Origin of the sequence: Dyadobacter sp. OTU695 (genome assembly GCF_038440355.1) — a bacterium.
Lineage (GTDB): Bacteria > Bacteroidota > Bacteroidia > Cytophagales > Spirosomataceae > Dyadobacter.
On sequence record NZ_JASATN010000004.1, the window covers coordinates 282,429 to 297,228 of the forward strand.

The window sequence follows — 14,800 nt, forward strand, 5'->3', positions numbered from 1 at the left end:
TCATTTTCATTGAGGCATCATGAAAAAGCAAATACTAATACTTGGAACACTGGCTTGCCTGGGCGTGACCGGATGCGACAATTCGCTGGACAACGTCGTAAACCAGACAAGCTATAACGACGATACCTATTTTACCACACCAGCGACGATTTCGGAAGCGGTAACGGCAACTTATGGCCTGATGCTTTACAAAGGGCTGTATTCGAGAGACTTCTATTTTTTAATGGATCTCACCGGTAACGAAGCCGAAGCGGATGCGCCTTTGCTCGGTGATGTTTTGCAGTTGCATGATTACAGCTACGCGCCCAATCATGCGCAGATCAGTGACCTTTGGTCTACCGCCTACAAAATCACATTCAGGGCAAACCTGGTGATCGACAAGGCCGCGAAGGTCGTTCCTGCCGCGGAAGCAGACAAGGCAAAACTTACCCAGTACACCTCCGAAGCCTATTTTTTGAAAGCTTATGCCGAGTTTTTGCTGGTCACGCTGTGGGGTAGGGTGCCTATCCGAAAAGATTACGGTGGCAACAGCGAATTTTATCTGCCCCGGGCGAGCACCGAGGAGGTCTGGAAACAGGTCGAATCGGACCTGACCAATGCGATTGCCGGGTTACCCGTCGCGTACGCGAATCCCGCTGTCGACCTGGGCAGGGCCACCAAAGGCGCCGCGATTGCATTGCTGGGTAAATCTTATTTATACCAGAAAAAATATGCGGAAGCTGCCGCGCAATTCGAGTTGCTGACCAAGGCGCCTTATACCTATGACCTCGTCCCGAACCTGGACGAGCTGTTTACCAAATCGCCGGTCAAGAATGCGGAAACGGTTTTCGATATTCCGCACAAAGCATGGGGAGGCTGGGCCGAAGGAAGTCCGTACTATATGTTCGGCTCGCAGGAAGGCTCGGGAAGCGGAAAGAATACGCTGACGGGCCGGGCGATGGAATACGGCTGGAACGACTGGCGAAATGTATTTATCTCGGACGCTGCCGTCCAGGCATTCACTTATAAGGATGAAGCAGGTAAAACTTACGTAGACCCCAGGGCGAAGAATACGTTTTATGGCGACAAGGCGAGTGGAGGGGACGTTACCTATTGCGACAACTGCACAGGCGGTGCCAAACCGTACCCATTCGCAGAAAATGGAAATGGCTACCGATGGCGAAAATACGAGCCCTACGAATACAAGGAAAAAGGAGAATTGCCTCAGTCGGACATCAATTCGCAAGTGATCCGGTACGCCGACGTGCTGCTGATGCTTGCCGAAGCGCAGGTTAACACCGGTAAAATCGCCGAGGCCTTGCCGTGGATCAACAAAGTGCGCGCGCGTTCGGGTGCATTTGCATATTCCTCGCTGGGCGGCAAGGACGAAGCCATGAAGAAAATCATGCTGGAACGCCAGCTGGAACTATCCGGTGAGCAGGTGCGCTGGTTTGACCTGATCCGATGGGGAGTCGCCAAAGAAACACTGAATGCGGAGAAGAAAGCAAAATTCCCGAATTCCAGCCAATCGTTCTTTCAGGATAAACATGTGCTGTTTCCTATTCCCTTATCCGAGAAGATCACCAATCCGTTGGTTGCCAAAGACCTAAGCGGGGACTGGAACTAGCTATGCCTGCTTGCAGCCCGGTATTTTGATGCCGGACTGATTACCTAACAAATGTCAAGTGTCACCCAATGAAGGGGCGCGACCTTTGTTCCATCAATCAAAACAGTTTAAAGATGGGACAAAGTAATCTGGCGCTGGTTTCAGGCGCGAATGGGCATTTGGGAAACAATCTGGTTCGCTTATTAATCGGGAAAGGAATTCCGGTAAGGGCAACCGTCCGCAACATTGACAGCAAAGCAACCCTTTCCGGTCTGGATTGTGAGGTGGTACAGGCGGACATTACAGACAAGCAATCCTTTTTGAAAGCGCTTCAGGGCGTCGAGGTTTTCTATGCGGTGGGGGCCGCATTTAAACTTTGGGCCAGGGATCCGAAAAAAGAAATTTATGATGTGAATTTGCAGGGTGTCCGCAACACCATCGAGGCGGCAGCGGAAATGGGCGTCAAACGCATCGTTTACGTGAGCTCAGTCGCCGCGCTGGACTACGCAAAGCTGCCCACGAAGGAAAGCTTTGGGTACAACCCGGAAAGAAGGGATATGTATTACAATTCAAAAAACGACGGAGAGCAGCTGGCGTTCCGTCTGGCGGCCGGCCTTGGTGTGGAGCTTGTGGCGGTGTTGCCCTCGGCCATGATAGGCGGACAGGCCAGCCTACCCCTGAACATCTCCTACGGCGTGCTGAAATTGATCCTGAACAAGCAGATTCCGGTGGATACAAAAATTACTTTGAACTGGATAGACGTCAAAGATGTAGCGGAGGGCTGCTATATGGCAGCACAAAAGGGTAAAGCGGGCGAAAGGTACATTCTCGCCAACGAGCAGTGTATGACAATCACCGAAACGACCAGGCTTGCGGCCGGGCTTTACCCTGAATTGAAGTTGAAAGTACCCGGTTCACTACCGAGGTTTTTGCTGATGGCTGTTGCCGGCGTCATGGAGCTATCCGCCAAGATTTCCGGAAAAGCTCCGTTGTTGACCAGAAAGGATATTGCGATGTTTTCAGGGTTGCAACAAAATTTTGATATCAGTAAAGCCCGAAATGAACTTGGATTTAATCCCGGTAAACCTGAGCAGGCAGTCAGGGATGCCTTGGCTTATCTGATGGAGCATAGAGGTCTGCTTCAATAGTTTTCGCTAAATTGCTGACCCGGATCAGGCCGAAAGCATGCACAGGAAACTAATCGATTTTATCAATCAATATCACCCACTCTCAGCGCGGGAGGCAGATCTGATTAGCAGTAGCTTCGATCCGGTTCTTTTTCCGAAGAACCGGATTATAGAAGAGCAGGGGACTGTTCCTAAATATTTGTATTACATAGTTTCAGGTTACCTGCGGCTGTTTCACTACAATGAGAACGGCGATGAGGTGACCACGCATATTAATTGCCCGCCGGGATTCTTCACTTCCTATGGCAATTTTATTGGCCAGAGCGAGTCGTCTGAAAACGTGGAGTGCATTACCGAATGCGAATTGCTCAGAATCACCAAAGTAGAGCTGGACAAGCTAATAGCCACCAGCCCGGTGATGAAAGATTTCAGCATTTCAGTCTTCCAGCAATCGATCACCTACAACGAAAACCGCTCAAAAGAGCTTGCCACACTCGGCGCCGAGCAGCGCTATCGGAAACTGATAAGTTCTTACCCGGAAATCCTTCACAACGTGCCGGTCCAGTACATCGCTTCTTTCCTTGGAATGAAACCGGAAAGCCTGAGCCGTATCAGAAAAAAGCTGACGAATGAAAACCAATAGTACTTTGCGTTGAGACAACTGTTCAGGCGTGTTTTAGCTGGGTTAACGCCCTGAGCGTGACCGGGGAATGATATTTCCCGTATGGTATTATTTTGATATTATTATATAGTTTATGATGTTGTAAGTGTCAGATTATGACAAATTATATTTTGGTATCAACAACTATTAAAGTTATAAATCAAATAAAAATTTAAAAAGTTAAAATAAAATTCTGTTTTGTTAATTTTTGGTAAATATCGGTTAATATCCGATAAACGACGGCTGGGCAAGTTTTCTGACATTGTGGAAAGGTTACTTGTAGCCGACTGCCAAAACCTAACTAACAGAATGATTTATGGGAAAATTTTTACTGCTGGGCATCCTGCTGGGATGTTCTTGCTGGCAGCTCGTTTCTGCCCAGCAACGAAAAATCACTGGCAAGGTGACGTCCTCCGATGACGGGAGTGATCTTCCGGGTGTTGCAATTGTAGTAAAAGGCACGCCGATAGGCACCAACACCGGGGCCGACGGAACCTACGCCATTGACCTGCCCGACGGCGCCACAACGCTTGTATTCAGTTTTGTAGGCACCACTACCCAGGAAGTTTCGGTCGGTAACCGATCCACTGTCGATGTGCAACTGGTAGTCGACACCAAAAACCTTCAGGAGATCGTGGTGACCGCCCAGGGTATTGCCCGTGAAAAACGCGCGTTGGGTTATGCCGTAACGACCATCGAGAAAAAATCGATCGAGGACCGCCCGCAGGCGGACGTGGGCCGGGTCCTGCAGGGCAAGATTGCTGGCGTCAATATTACGTCCACGTCGGGTGTTTCGGGCACAGGTACCAACATTACGATCCGGGGGTATTCCTCCATCACCGGCTCCAATCAGCCCCTGTTTGTCGTGGACGGCATTCCGTTCAACTCGAATACCAACTCCCGGGGCGGTTTTACAAACGGAGGGCAAACGGCATCGAGCCGGTTCCTCGATATTGACCCTAACAATATCGAGAATATCACCGTCCTCAAAGGACTTGCCGCGACGGTCACGTACGGCGACCAGGGCCGTAACGGGGTTATTCTGGTAACTACCAAGAATGGAAGTAAAAAGGCACGCGCTACGGAGTACTCCCTCACACAATCGGTATTTGCCAACCAGGCGCATCTGCCCCGTTACCAAAATGACTACGTGGGTGGTTTCCAGCAAAACCTGGGCTACTTTTTCAGTAACTGGGGCCCTACGTTAGCAGAAGCTCAGACCTACCCGTCCCAAAACACCAATACGGCCCTCACGACCCATCCATACGCTTTCCTGACGACATCAGGAGGCCTTCGGGCGGCAATGGCGGATTATGTCGCCTCGGTCAGCCCGTATAAAATGCAGGTATACCCCAACAACGTCAAGGATTTCTTTCGTACGGGAAAAATCTCGACGACGTCGCTGAACGTTTCGGGTGGTGGTGAAAAAGTGAGCTACAATGTATCGGCAGGATACAACGCCGAGCAGGGCTATATCCCGGAGAATGGATTGAAAAGGCTCAATCTCGGCCTTGGATTGAATGCCCAGCTCAGCAAAAAGCTCAATATCATCACCTCGTTCAATTTCGTCAATACCGACCAGTACGCGCCGCCGCTCAGCGGGGGTACGGGCAACAACGCCGTCGATTTCCCGTCGGTGCTCGCCAATGTCATGTACACGCCCAGGCAGGTCGACCTGATGGGATGGCCCTATGAAAACCCAATTACCGGTGGCACGGTGTATTTTCGCAGCGGCAACGACATTCCTAATCCTAGGTGGATTCTGAAAAACTACAAAACCACTGGCATTGTCAACAGGCTATTCACCTCTACGCTGGTCAACTACCAAGTGGCCCCGGATTTCAACCTCATTTACAAGGTAGGATTGGATTCTTATACAGAAAATCAGCGGTACATGCTCAACAAGGGCGGCGTCAGTTTTGTCAACGGCTTTTATAGCACCTATGACATCAACAACAGGATCTGGGACAATAGTCTGATCCTTTCGTACAGCAAAACGCTTTCTGAAAAATTTTCATTTTCTGCCAAAGTCGGCGGAAACATGCGCAATGACCTCTTTGAAGGTAAAGTGATCACGAGCCAGAACCAATTGGCACGCGGACTTTTCCGTCATAATAATTTTATTGATAATACAGCTTCCGATTTTGAAACCGAGCAAACAAGGATCGGGATTTTCGGGGAAATCACAGCAGATATCGATAACGCACTGTTCCTGAACGTGGCGGGCCGTAATGACTGGACGTCGACGGTAGAGATCGCCAACCGGAGGATCTTTTATCCATCAGCCAGCCTTTCCTTCGTACCCACCAGCGCGTTCAAGGGGTTGGGGACCGGTTTTCTGAATTTTCTGAAAATGCGCGTCGGAGTGGGGACTTCTGCCGGTTTTCCCTCGCCTTACAGCACGCGGAACATTCTTGACCAGAATGCAAGGGCATTTCTCAATAGCGCCGGTTCGACCATCCAGACCCATTCGGTCAACAATAACCTTGGCAACCCCAACCTGAAACCCGAACTGCACACAGAGTATGAACTGGGCGTTGAAGGCAAGGTGCTGGACAATAGAGTAGGTTTTGACCTGACGCTGTTTCGTAGAAATACCCGCGACCTGATCACCAATTCGCCCCTGGACGCCTCGGCCGGTTATACTTCGACGACGATTAACATTGGCAAGATCCGGAATGAAGGAATCGAGCTTAGCATGAATGCAACGGCGATCAAGACCGGTAACTTTTCCTGGGACCTGAACCTTATCTATTCCAGAATCCTGCCAAAGGTGCTCGACCTCGGCGGAACTTTGCAGGAAGTCCAGATCAGCGGCTTCGGCGCGTCGCTGGGGAACTATGCCATCGTAGGGCAGCCATTTAACGTCATCAAAGGAGCCGGTTTTCGCCGCGATGATCAGGGCCGGCTATTGATTGGCAGCAATGGATACCTGCAAGCCACCACTTCGCCGGTGATCCTGGGTAATCCTAATCCAGCATTTACAAGCAGCCTGTCCAACACATTCAATTACAAGGGTATTGCGCTGGATGTCATGATCTCATACCGGCACGGGGGCGCGATGTATTCATCCACTGCCGGGGCTCTTATGGGTAGGGGTATGACCGAGGATACCGGTTTGAAAAACGGCTACGACCGTGCCCAGACCTATATTTTTGATGGTGTAAAAGCGGATGGTACCCCCAACAACTACCAGGTCACAGCCTCCGATGTCGGGTTTAATAACATTTACTTCTTTGGCGATGAAGGCAGGATGTACGATGGCAGCACGGTCCGCCTTCAGGAGGTTTCGCTTTCCTACCAGTTGCCCGCCGGCCTGTTGAGCAAGTTGAAGATCAAAAGGGCGTCCATTTCATTTACCGGCAACAACCTTTGGTATAAAGCCCTTCACTTCCCCAAGGGTTTGAATTTCGATACGGACAACCTCGGACTGGGAGTCGGCAACGGGCTTGGTTTTGAGTTCCTGACCGGACCCAGTTCCAAAAGATATGGCGCCACATTGAAGCTCACATTCTAGGAGCCAGTCCAAACACTTATTTGACATTAATCCATCCAGATGATGAAGAAGGATATGTTACCAAAATTGAAAATATGCCTGCTGGCATTCGTTTCTTTGCTGGTCAGCGCCTGTTCGCTTGACCTGCTCGACAGCCCCAATGCGGTTACGACCAGCAACACCGATATGAATTATCTGCTGAACCGCATTGAGCTGGATTATGCTGAACATTTCAATCAGATGGGCAACTCCGGCATGCGCCTGACGCGGATGCTGAACCAGGGGGCGGCCATCTACGACAACGCAGTTTCGCCAGGCGGTTTTGATGGCGCCTGGACCAACGCTTATGCCAATATTATGATCGACGTCAAAACCCTGATCCCGATCGCGGAATCCAGCGAGTTCTTCGTCCACGCGGGTATCGCCCGTACGATCCAGGCGTCCGTGTTGCTCAACCTGGTCGACGGCTTTGGCGATGTACCTTACAGCGAGGCGCTGGATATCAATAATTTCAATCCGAAAACCGACGGAGGCGCCGCCATATATGCTGCTGCCCTGACGATCCTGGATCAGGCCATCGCCAATTTTTCGGCCACTTCGCGTTCGGCGGCGGCGGGAGACCTGTACTATGCCGGAAATGTGGATAATTGGGTAAAGGCGGCTAATGCGCTTAAATTGAAAGCATTGCTGAACCTGAGATTGACCGACAAGGCGAAAGCAACCTCCGGCATCTCTGCCCTGATTACCGGCGGCCGGCTCATTACGTCGGTTACCGAGAATTTCCAGTTTAAATTCGGCTCGAACCTGACCAACCCCGACACGCGGCACCCTCGTTATGCAGGCCAATACTCGCCCACGGGCGGGGGCGACTATCAGGCCAATCATTACATGGCCGCCTTGTATTCGTCAAAAGGGTTTCCCGATCCTCGTATTCGCTACTACCTCTACCGGCAGACGATCGTCAATCCCACCGATGTCAATGCGCTCAGATGTATTAATAATCAAAAGCCGGCCCATTACTCGGTGACGGACGTTTATTGTTTACCGACATCCGTGGGTTACTGGGGCCGCGATCATCTCAGCAATGAGGGTATTCCACCAGATGGGCTGCTTAGAACGGCGTGGGGAGTTTATCCGGCAGGCGGGTTGTATGATAATGATGCGGGAAGAGCCGTTTCCCTGGGTGCAGGTGCGGGAGGCGCGGGTATACATCCGATCATGATGCGGTCGTATGTGGACTTCATGCTGGCCGAAGCCGCCCTGACGCTGGGTACTGCGGGGAGCCCGCGCGAATTGCTGAAAAGCGGGATCGAGAAGTCGATGGCCGATGTAAGGAGTTTTGCATTGGCGACCATTGAAAGCAGCAAGATCTCCGCATTCGAAGAAGCCAAGGCGATTACCTGGGCCAAAGACGTGGAAACCTATTTGAGCACGGTACTGAAAGCCTATGACGCGGCGGCGACCGATGCGGCCAGGTTGAACATCATCGCTACCGAGTACTGGCTGGCCCTTTACGGCAATGGCGTCGAAGCGTATAACCTATACCGTCGGACAGGTATGCCGCTTAACATGCAGCCTGCTTTGGAGGCTAACCCGGGAGGTTTTGCCAGGTCTTATTATTACCCGGCTTCATTCATCACCAGGAACGCCAACGCCAAGCAGAAAGCCGATGTGACACAGCCGGTATTCTGGGACAACAATCCGGCGACGCTGTTCAGGTAGTATCATTATTTGATCAGAACTTATTTCAACTTATAAAATGCTGATTATGAAATATATACAAAGCGTGTTATTGGTCTGCCTGCTGGCTGTGGCTGTCAGTGGGTGCGATTCGCCGCTCGAAAATGAGCGAATCGATGAATTTTCACTGGAATCGGGAGGGTATATGCGCGTGGTAACGCCTTACCCGGTTCTGGCCAATACATTTACCGTGAGCCTCGCCAACATGCCGGGGACTAAACTGGAATGTCTGCACGAGGCAATCACCAAAGACAAGGGAGCATTATTTGATTCCTACGATCTGATGATCCGTTTTATCGACAACACGCCTGCCAACGGCACCAACAACATCGCGGATGTGGCCTTACGGAAGATCGCGGCATCCTCGTACACGAAAGACCCCACTACCGGGTACCCGCGGGCGACAATGACCATTACCGGCGAGGAGGCGCTGAAAGCCACCGGGCTGGATCCCAAGCTGGTCAGTGCGGGGGACCGGTTTGAGGTAACGGGGACTATGGTGCTGACCGACGGTAAATCGTTCACCGTGTCCAACACGACTATCGACATTACGGGTGGCGCTTTTTATAGCTCCCCGTTCTTTTACCGCATCAATGTAAGCTTATAATGGAGTCAACTCATACAAGGTATTTGTTAAATGCTCCTGCCTTTGGCGGGAGCATTTTTTTGTTTTACCTGGACACGTTAAGCCTGCTTGCGAAGGTATTTGGTCAATATGACAATCAACTGACCGTCTATCTTGCCTTCAATTTGTTCTGTATTGTCTTCCACGACCCGTATATTCTTTACAACCGTACCCATTCTGGCATTCAGGGAACTGCCCTTCACATCCAGTGACCTGGTGAGCACGACCGAGTCCCCGTTTTTTAAGACATTACCATTGCTGTCACGGTGCACGGCCATATCAGCCGCGCCCTCGTGATCTGAACTTGCCTGGGCCCATGCCAGCATATCCTCGTCCAGGTACATCATATCCAGATTGTCGGCAGCCCAGCTTTCGTTTTTCAGCCGGCTAAGCATGCGCCAGGCCACGATCTGGACAGCCGGTACTTCGCTCCACATGGCCTCGGACAGGAAACCCCAGTAATCGCTGTTCATTTCCTGTTCTCTGTCGATCTGTGAACGGCAATCCTTGCATATGACGATCTCATTGTCGGTGTAACCAATCGGAGGGACCTGATAAACGGATATCTGCTGATCGGACTTACATAATTCACATGCGTTACCGCTTCTCTTTTCAAGTTTTAAATTCATATATATGGTCAAAAATTGTTTTCCTTATTTGCAGTTCGTAGTCGGGGCGGTTGCAGACTCACTGCTGTTATTGTCTTTATATTTATCTGCACGTGGCGGGCCTGTTTCCTGAACATGGCCGGATAATCAGGACGAGCGGTAGGTCAATTCGTACTGTGAACGCATGCCCGGCCCCAGAAAGACCCTGGCATAAATGCGGATCAGCGATAAACCGTTGATAATGCAACCCAGCGACACTAAAAATGCAAGCAGGACCTGATTTTGATGAATATGGGAGAACACAAGGTCCTCGCCGATAAACGTCGGCGTGATGGGAAATCCTGACAATCCCAGGCATGAAAGAAAGAATACGATGCCTATCCGCTTGTGCCGTTGAATGTGGCCGTGAAACTGGCTCAGCCCGATGTGGCGCTCCAACTTTCGAAGACGCGACAGGCACCAGTAGCCCGCTGGACCGGCAATGATGACGCCGCTCAAATACAACAGAAGCTGACCTGCCGGGATCCTTTCGTTGAATGAAACGGCTAAGGCAACCCATAAATGGTTTGTAATAATCAATATCCAGCTCAGCCAGACATTTTTTCTTTCGGAAAAGGATTTGATGGCCATTACCAGCCCCAGGAGAGAAGACGCAGCAGGTAGCCAGGCCCGTAGTTCTGTGGGGACATAGCGCTGGTGAAAGCAAAAAAAAGCGCCCGTTAGGTAAACCGGGATGAAAAATAGGCCTACACGGCGGGCAGTGAGAAAACCGAGCGCGCCTCCAACCTTTTTAAACGGGTTCCAAAGGTAACGGTACATGAAAGAATCCAATCCCCATTCTTGGAGACTGAGCATGTATAACCCGTTCCGCAGGCGTTCCGGAATCCATTTTTCCAGGTTAAATGAAGATTCTTTAACGCGCCGATATTCACCGATCCTCTGGCTGACTATGGAAGGGGATATTAATAGTTGGGTGGCCCGCAAAAAGGCATTTCCGGCAAAATGCAGCAATGCGAGGTTTTCCAGACCTGCTGCGATCTCTACAAAAATAAGCCCGATCTGCGAAATGGATGCGTAAGCGATCTGACTCTTTACCGATGACTGCGTGCGGGCAATGGCTGTCGCGACAATGCCTGTTGATAGTCCGATTACCCCGATCAAGAGGCGGATTCCGGGCTGGTGCTGCCAGAAAGGCCATGTCCTAAGCAGCAGGAATACCCCCATATGCGCAGAAAGGGCGCCATAAAATATGGCGGTCGAAGGGGTAGGTCCTTCCATCGCTCGGGGAAGCCAGGAAGAAAATGGCAATTGAGCGGATTTGGCGGCCGCAGCAAGGACAATCATGACTGAAACGGCGATGCCGATCAGACCGTGTGCCTGCAACTGACGCTGTACCATTTGGTAGTCAGATATTTTTTCAAAAGTAATATAGGAGCTCCACAAGTGATGGCTCGCCCAGACAGCCAGCAATATGCCCACATCCGCGAGACGATAAACCGAAAATACCTTGACGGCATTTTTGACAGGTAAATAACGGTCCCGGTAAAACGAGATCAGCAGGAACGAGGTAATGCCCAGGATTTCCCAGCCTATAAAGAGCGTTTCAAAATTTCCTGAAAAAATGGTGATGTTGTATCCCGAATAAAAGAGGAGAATCGTGTAGAAAAAGCGTTTATAGCCTTCCTCCCGGTGCAGGTACCGCCTGCTGTAAGTAGTGACAAGGAAAGTCAGTATGGTTCCTGCAAGAAGGAAGACCGAAGTGATTTTGTCAAAATACAAATCCAGGCCATATTCGTAGCTGCCCGAGCTGAAAATTACCACGCTCTCTGAGGCCAGCGGCTGGCCGCCGGTCAATATCCAGGCAGCCGTAAATGCGAGGGAAATAATCAGTTGCAGACCTGTGGTAATAAATACGATGCGGGAAATCAGCCCTTCGTTTCGTGAAGGGCTAAGCAGGCTTATCAAAAATCCGGCCAAGGGGATCAGTAACAACAGGATAATAAAATATGTCATGGCTCTACGGCATTTTCATGATAAGCGGATGGACTGTAAACCTCAAACCGATCATCCTTAAATCTGAGGAATGTTCCGCTGCCGGGTTCAATCACCACCAAATGGACCCACTGGTTTGCAAACCACTCACGAAGCTTTTCGGACCTGCCGATAACCGCCGAGACAACACTCGGGGAATGCTCAACGATCATTAAGAGGCGGACAGGGTCATGGAGCTCAGTCATCTGACTGGGCAATCCGGTACGTAAGTCTCCTTCCATACCGTTTGCAACCCCCAAAAGTCCTACAACATTGTGTGGCAGCTTACTACCCGCGCCGAGCCGGTGATTGTCAGTCCGTGAGAAAAAATATTCGAGGTTAATGCCGCCGCAAACCGGCGTTGCCGCATTTAAAATATCGTATAGGACCTTGCCGTCAGGATCCCCGGCATAATTGTATGAATTCATAAAAAGACGTCTGTCCCAAAAGTGCCCCCTGGACATATCGCGGTGACCGACGATGCAAACCGCATTAGTGGCATGGTTGAGCTCCGGACGAGGTTCGAACAGAGATACGGATCTGGACCTTACCGCCTGGTGAGCCCTTTCAGGTGTCAGGTTTGGGTCTATGGAAGCGAATCTTCCGGCTCTTTCTTTTGCATTCAGATCCAGGGCACTGATAAAAACTTTACGGTTGATCTCGTGATAATGAGTGTTCTCACTGGAAAGCGTCTGAGTGTCATAGAAGGTGATATCGTCGCGCGTAGTATCGTGCAGGGCTCCCACGAACTGGGTACGGTCAGGGATCCGGATCCCGTGTTCATCAAGCAGCTCCCGTACCTTTGGATGATTGGCCATCCAGGCGAAAACCCTGGCATTGATCCCGCCGGGATTACCCGAGCAGGCCCCGCAATCGTATGCGGCATAATGGGGGTTGTTGACACTGCTCGCCCCATGTCCGATCACATATATGACCCGGGCAAAATCAACTGTCAAATCAATGCTTCGCAGCAGGCTTTCGACGCTGTCGGCCATTTCGGGAACTGTGTAGCCAATTTGTAAGCCATTCTCCAAAGGGTAGGAGATACTGTTTTCGACGCTAAGCCAGGGAGCATTTTTCTGTTCCTTGACTGGCTCCGTTGTGAGCAGACCTGATTGCGGCCTGAAAATGTTCAGCAACAGCCTGAAGGTAGCCCAAAAACCGAGCGTCTGCGAAATGAGCCAGCCCCGGAAAAGTGAATTGGTGCCTAAGGGCAAGTCCAGGCTGTTCTCGCGGGCTTGTGTCGCTCCGATCTGCTTGATCACGTGCTCGGGTTTGCTTTGGGCAGGGGCTTGCCTGGTATAATTTCCGCCGGGTTCAGCCTGGAAAAAGAATGGCACACCAAAAAAACCGGGTGTCCCAAAGGTTTCGCATGCCGGATCAGCCTGCTCTAAGTGCCGCCGTAGTGAGCCGGAGCGGTCATCCAGGCAGAACAGGCTCTGAGACGACCTGTGGCTGTTCCGCTCGTCCTTGTCCTTCCGGCAGGAAAGCGTCGCCAGCACATGATTGTAATAGGACCATTCAAAAGCGTCTTGCCAGATTGCCAGGACCAGTTCCAGTTCGGTTTTTTCCACAGGAGCGAAAATATCCCCGGACATCATCCCAACCCGCTTGCCCAATGGCTGCCAGGTGGTCCCGAAACGCGAATCCAGCGCGTCGATTTCCAGCAGCAATTCAAGCTGAATGAGCTCCCGCAGGGAAATGTTTCTTTCTTGCAAAAGGCGGCCGGGGTTGTTTTCGCCCCAGGATGCCATCCCCGACCATCCTGGGTGGGCAAATTGCTGGTCAAAGAGGTATTGACTGTACAAAGCGGGCCGGCCAACAAGGATGCCCAGAAGATCTTTTATCTCACAAGAAGTTTCCAGTAAAAGACGCGAAGCACGTTTTCTACGAAAGAAGCTCACCAGGCCGTTTTGTTCCATTTTGCGAAGGGAACTGATAAATCCTGCCGGGCTTACCGGAAATCGCCAGGTGGCGATCCCCTGGTCGAGATAACCGGACAGGATACGAAATAGCGCCGGATGTGTTTGTGAGTCAATGTCAATTTGATATTCCCTCTTCCAGTTGGAGCGAAGCGCTCCGATACGTGTGTGCCGGTGAGGCTCGTATTGTTTGGAAAAAAGCCTTTCCTGCCAGCATTCGAAGCCTTCATCAGGATATTTTTCCAATATCGCTTGTTCCAAAGCGTAGCGGTTGATACGGCCCGAGTCGTAGAGCGACCTGTATTCCTCTAATGGAAGATAAAGCTGGTAGCCAAAAATCTTGGAGGCGCTGGCAAGACCGTCTCCGAACTTTAAGCTTTGAAAACCATGTAAAGGGTTGTGGTGAACGAAATCTTTCAGCGGTGGTTGTGAAGGCAAAAAGCACCTCAGCAGTTCAAGCGTTTCCTGCTCGTTGTAGAAACCACTTTCGGCCCGACGATCGTTAATTGAGGCATTCATTTACTTTTACTGCTGTCTACCGCTAACATACCCGCGCATATCCCGATCTTCTTCACTTGTTCCGCACGTTCCTGCATACGCCATGAGCCTATATTTTAGGGAATAAGCTCGTTGAGCATTTCCTGTGACTGTTGCAACTGACGTACATATATATTTTTCGCCAAGTCAAGGAATTGATAGACTTCCCGGTCATGGACGTGATAGTAGATCGTGGTTTTTTCCCTGCGACTGCTAACAAACTTCATAGCACGCAGCTTAGCCAGGTGCTGCGATAGAATGGATTGTTCGGTTTGAATAACTGCCTGCAACTCTGTGACTGAAAGCGGGCCTTCCCTTAGCGCATCCAGGATGGCCAGGCGGACAGAATGCCCCAGCGTCTTGAAGAACTCCGCTTTATAGAGGTGTAGTGGGCTATTCATGTTTAATTCTTATATTAGAATATTCAAATATACATAATTTTTAGCAACCCACAATTTTCCTGGCTTA

The 14,800-nt window shown here is 50.7% G+C and carries 10 protein-coding genes; 6 read left to right on the forward strand and 4 right to left on the reverse strand.

Annotated features, from left to right (window positions below):
- Window positions 1-19 precede the first annotated feature (19 nt).
- The 6 genes from AAHB90_RS11255 (at window position 20) to AAHB90_RS11280 (ending at window position 9,216) form a co-directional block, all read left to right on the forward strand.
- A complete protein-coding gene (locus AAHB90_RS11255) occupies window positions 20-1,606 on the forward strand; it encodes a RagB/SusD family nutrient uptake outer membrane protein (protein WP_342085146.1) in 1,587 nt (528 codons plus the stop codon).
- Between the two features lie 113 nt (window positions 1,607-1,719).
- Window positions 1,720-2,733: an NAD-dependent epimerase/dehydratase family protein gene (locus tag AAHB90_RS11260; protein WP_342085147.1), complete on the forward strand. Its 1,014-nt coding sequence runs from the start codon at window positions 1,720-1,722 to the stop codon at window positions 2,731-2,733.
- 37 nt (window positions 2,734-2,770) lie between these two features.
- A complete protein-coding gene (locus AAHB90_RS11265) occupies window positions 2,771-3,355 on the forward strand; it encodes a Crp/Fnr family transcriptional regulator (protein ID WP_342085148.1) in 585 nt (194 codons plus the stop codon).
- 334 nt (window positions 3,356-3,689) lie between these two features.
- Window positions 3,690-6,890 carry a SusC/RagA family TonB-linked outer membrane protein gene (locus AAHB90_RS11270; RefSeq protein WP_342085149.1) on the forward strand — a complete coding sequence of 1,067 codons (3,201 nt, stop codon included), beginning with the start codon at window positions 3,690-3,692 and terminating at the stop codon, window positions 6,888-6,890.
- 39 nt (window positions 6,891-6,929) lie between these two features.
- Window positions 6,930-8,591, forward strand: coding sequence for a SusD/RagB family nutrient-binding outer membrane lipoprotein (locus AAHB90_RS11275; RefSeq protein ID WP_342085150.1), 1,662 nt, complete (start codon window positions 6,930-6,932; stop codon window positions 8,589-8,591).
- Window positions 8,592-8,637: 46 nt separating this feature from the next.
- Window positions 8,638-9,216, forward strand: coding sequence for a hypothetical protein (locus tag AAHB90_RS11280; protein ID WP_342085152.1), 579 nt, complete (start codon window positions 8,638-8,640; stop codon window positions 9,214-9,216).
- A gap of 77 nt (window positions 9,217-9,293) precedes the next feature.
- On the opposite strand, the gene AAHB90_RS11285 is transcribed toward AAHB90_RS11280, so the two are convergent.
- The 4 genes from AAHB90_RS11285 to AAHB90_RS11300 form a co-directional block, all read right to left on the reverse strand.
- Entirely contained in the window at window positions 9,294-9,863 is a 570-nt protein-coding gene (locus AAHB90_RS11285) for a PhnA domain-containing protein (RefSeq protein WP_342085155.1), read from the reverse strand.
- Window positions 9,864-9,989: 126 nt separating this feature from the next.
- Window positions 9,990-11,855: a proton-conducting transporter transmembrane domain-containing protein gene (locus AAHB90_RS11290; protein ID WP_342085157.1), complete on the reverse strand. Its 1,866-nt coding sequence runs from the start codon at window positions 11,853-11,855 to the stop codon at window positions 9,990-9,992.
- A complete protein-coding gene (locus AAHB90_RS11295) occupies window positions 11,852-14,314 on the reverse strand; it encodes a YbcC family protein (RefSeq protein ID WP_342085158.1) in 2,463 nt (820 codons plus the stop codon). The genes AAHB90_RS11290 and AAHB90_RS11295 overlap by 4 nt, the downstream gene beginning before the upstream one ends.
- 95 nt (window positions 14,315-14,409) lie before the next feature.
- Complete coding sequence (locus AAHB90_RS11300) at window positions 14,410-14,733, reverse strand: ArsR/SmtB family transcription factor (protein ID WP_342085160.1); 324 nt, start codon at window positions 14,731-14,733, stop codon at window positions 14,410-14,412.
- Between the last annotated feature and the right edge of the window lie 67 nt (window positions 14,734-14,800).

Bases quoted from the DNA above. Each gene is read 5' to 3' on its own strand.
- AAHB90_RS11255 (WP_342085146.1), top strand. From the start codon at position 20: ATGAAAAAGCAAATACTAATACTTGGAACACTGGCTTGCCTGGGCGTG.
- AAHB90_RS11260 (WP_342085147.1), top strand. From the start codon at position 1,720: ATGGGACAAAGTAATCTGGCGCTGGTTTCAGGCGCGAATGGGCATTTG.
- AAHB90_RS11265 (WP_342085148.1), top strand. From the start codon at position 2,771: ATGCACAGGAAACTAATCGATTTTATCAATCAATATCACCCACTCTCA.
- AAHB90_RS11270 (WP_342085149.1), top strand. From the start codon at position 3,690: ATGGGAAAATTTTTACTGCTGGGCATCCTGCTGGGATGTTCTTGCTGG.
- AAHB90_RS11275 (WP_342085150.1), top strand. From the start codon at position 6,930: ATGATGAAGAAGGATATGTTACCAAAATTGAAAATATGCCTGCTGGCA.
- AAHB90_RS11280 (WP_342085152.1), top strand. From the start codon at position 8,638: ATGAAATATATACAAAGCGTGTTATTGGTCTGCCTGCTGGCTGTGGCT.
- AAHB90_RS11285 (WP_342085155.1), bottom strand. From the start codon at position 9,863: ATGAATTTAAAACTTGAAAAGAGAAGCGGTAACGCATGTGAATTATGT.
- AAHB90_RS11290 (WP_342085157.1), bottom strand. From the start codon at position 11,855: ATGACATATTTTATTATCCTGTTGTTACTGATCCCCTTGGCCGGATTT.
- AAHB90_RS11295 (WP_342085158.1), bottom strand. From the start codon at position 14,314: ATGAATGCCTCAATTAACGATCGTCGGGCCGAAAGTGGTTTCTACAAC.
- AAHB90_RS11300 (WP_342085160.1), bottom strand. From the start codon at position 14,733: ATGAATAGCCCACTACACCTCTATAAAGCGGAGTTCTTCAAGACGCTG.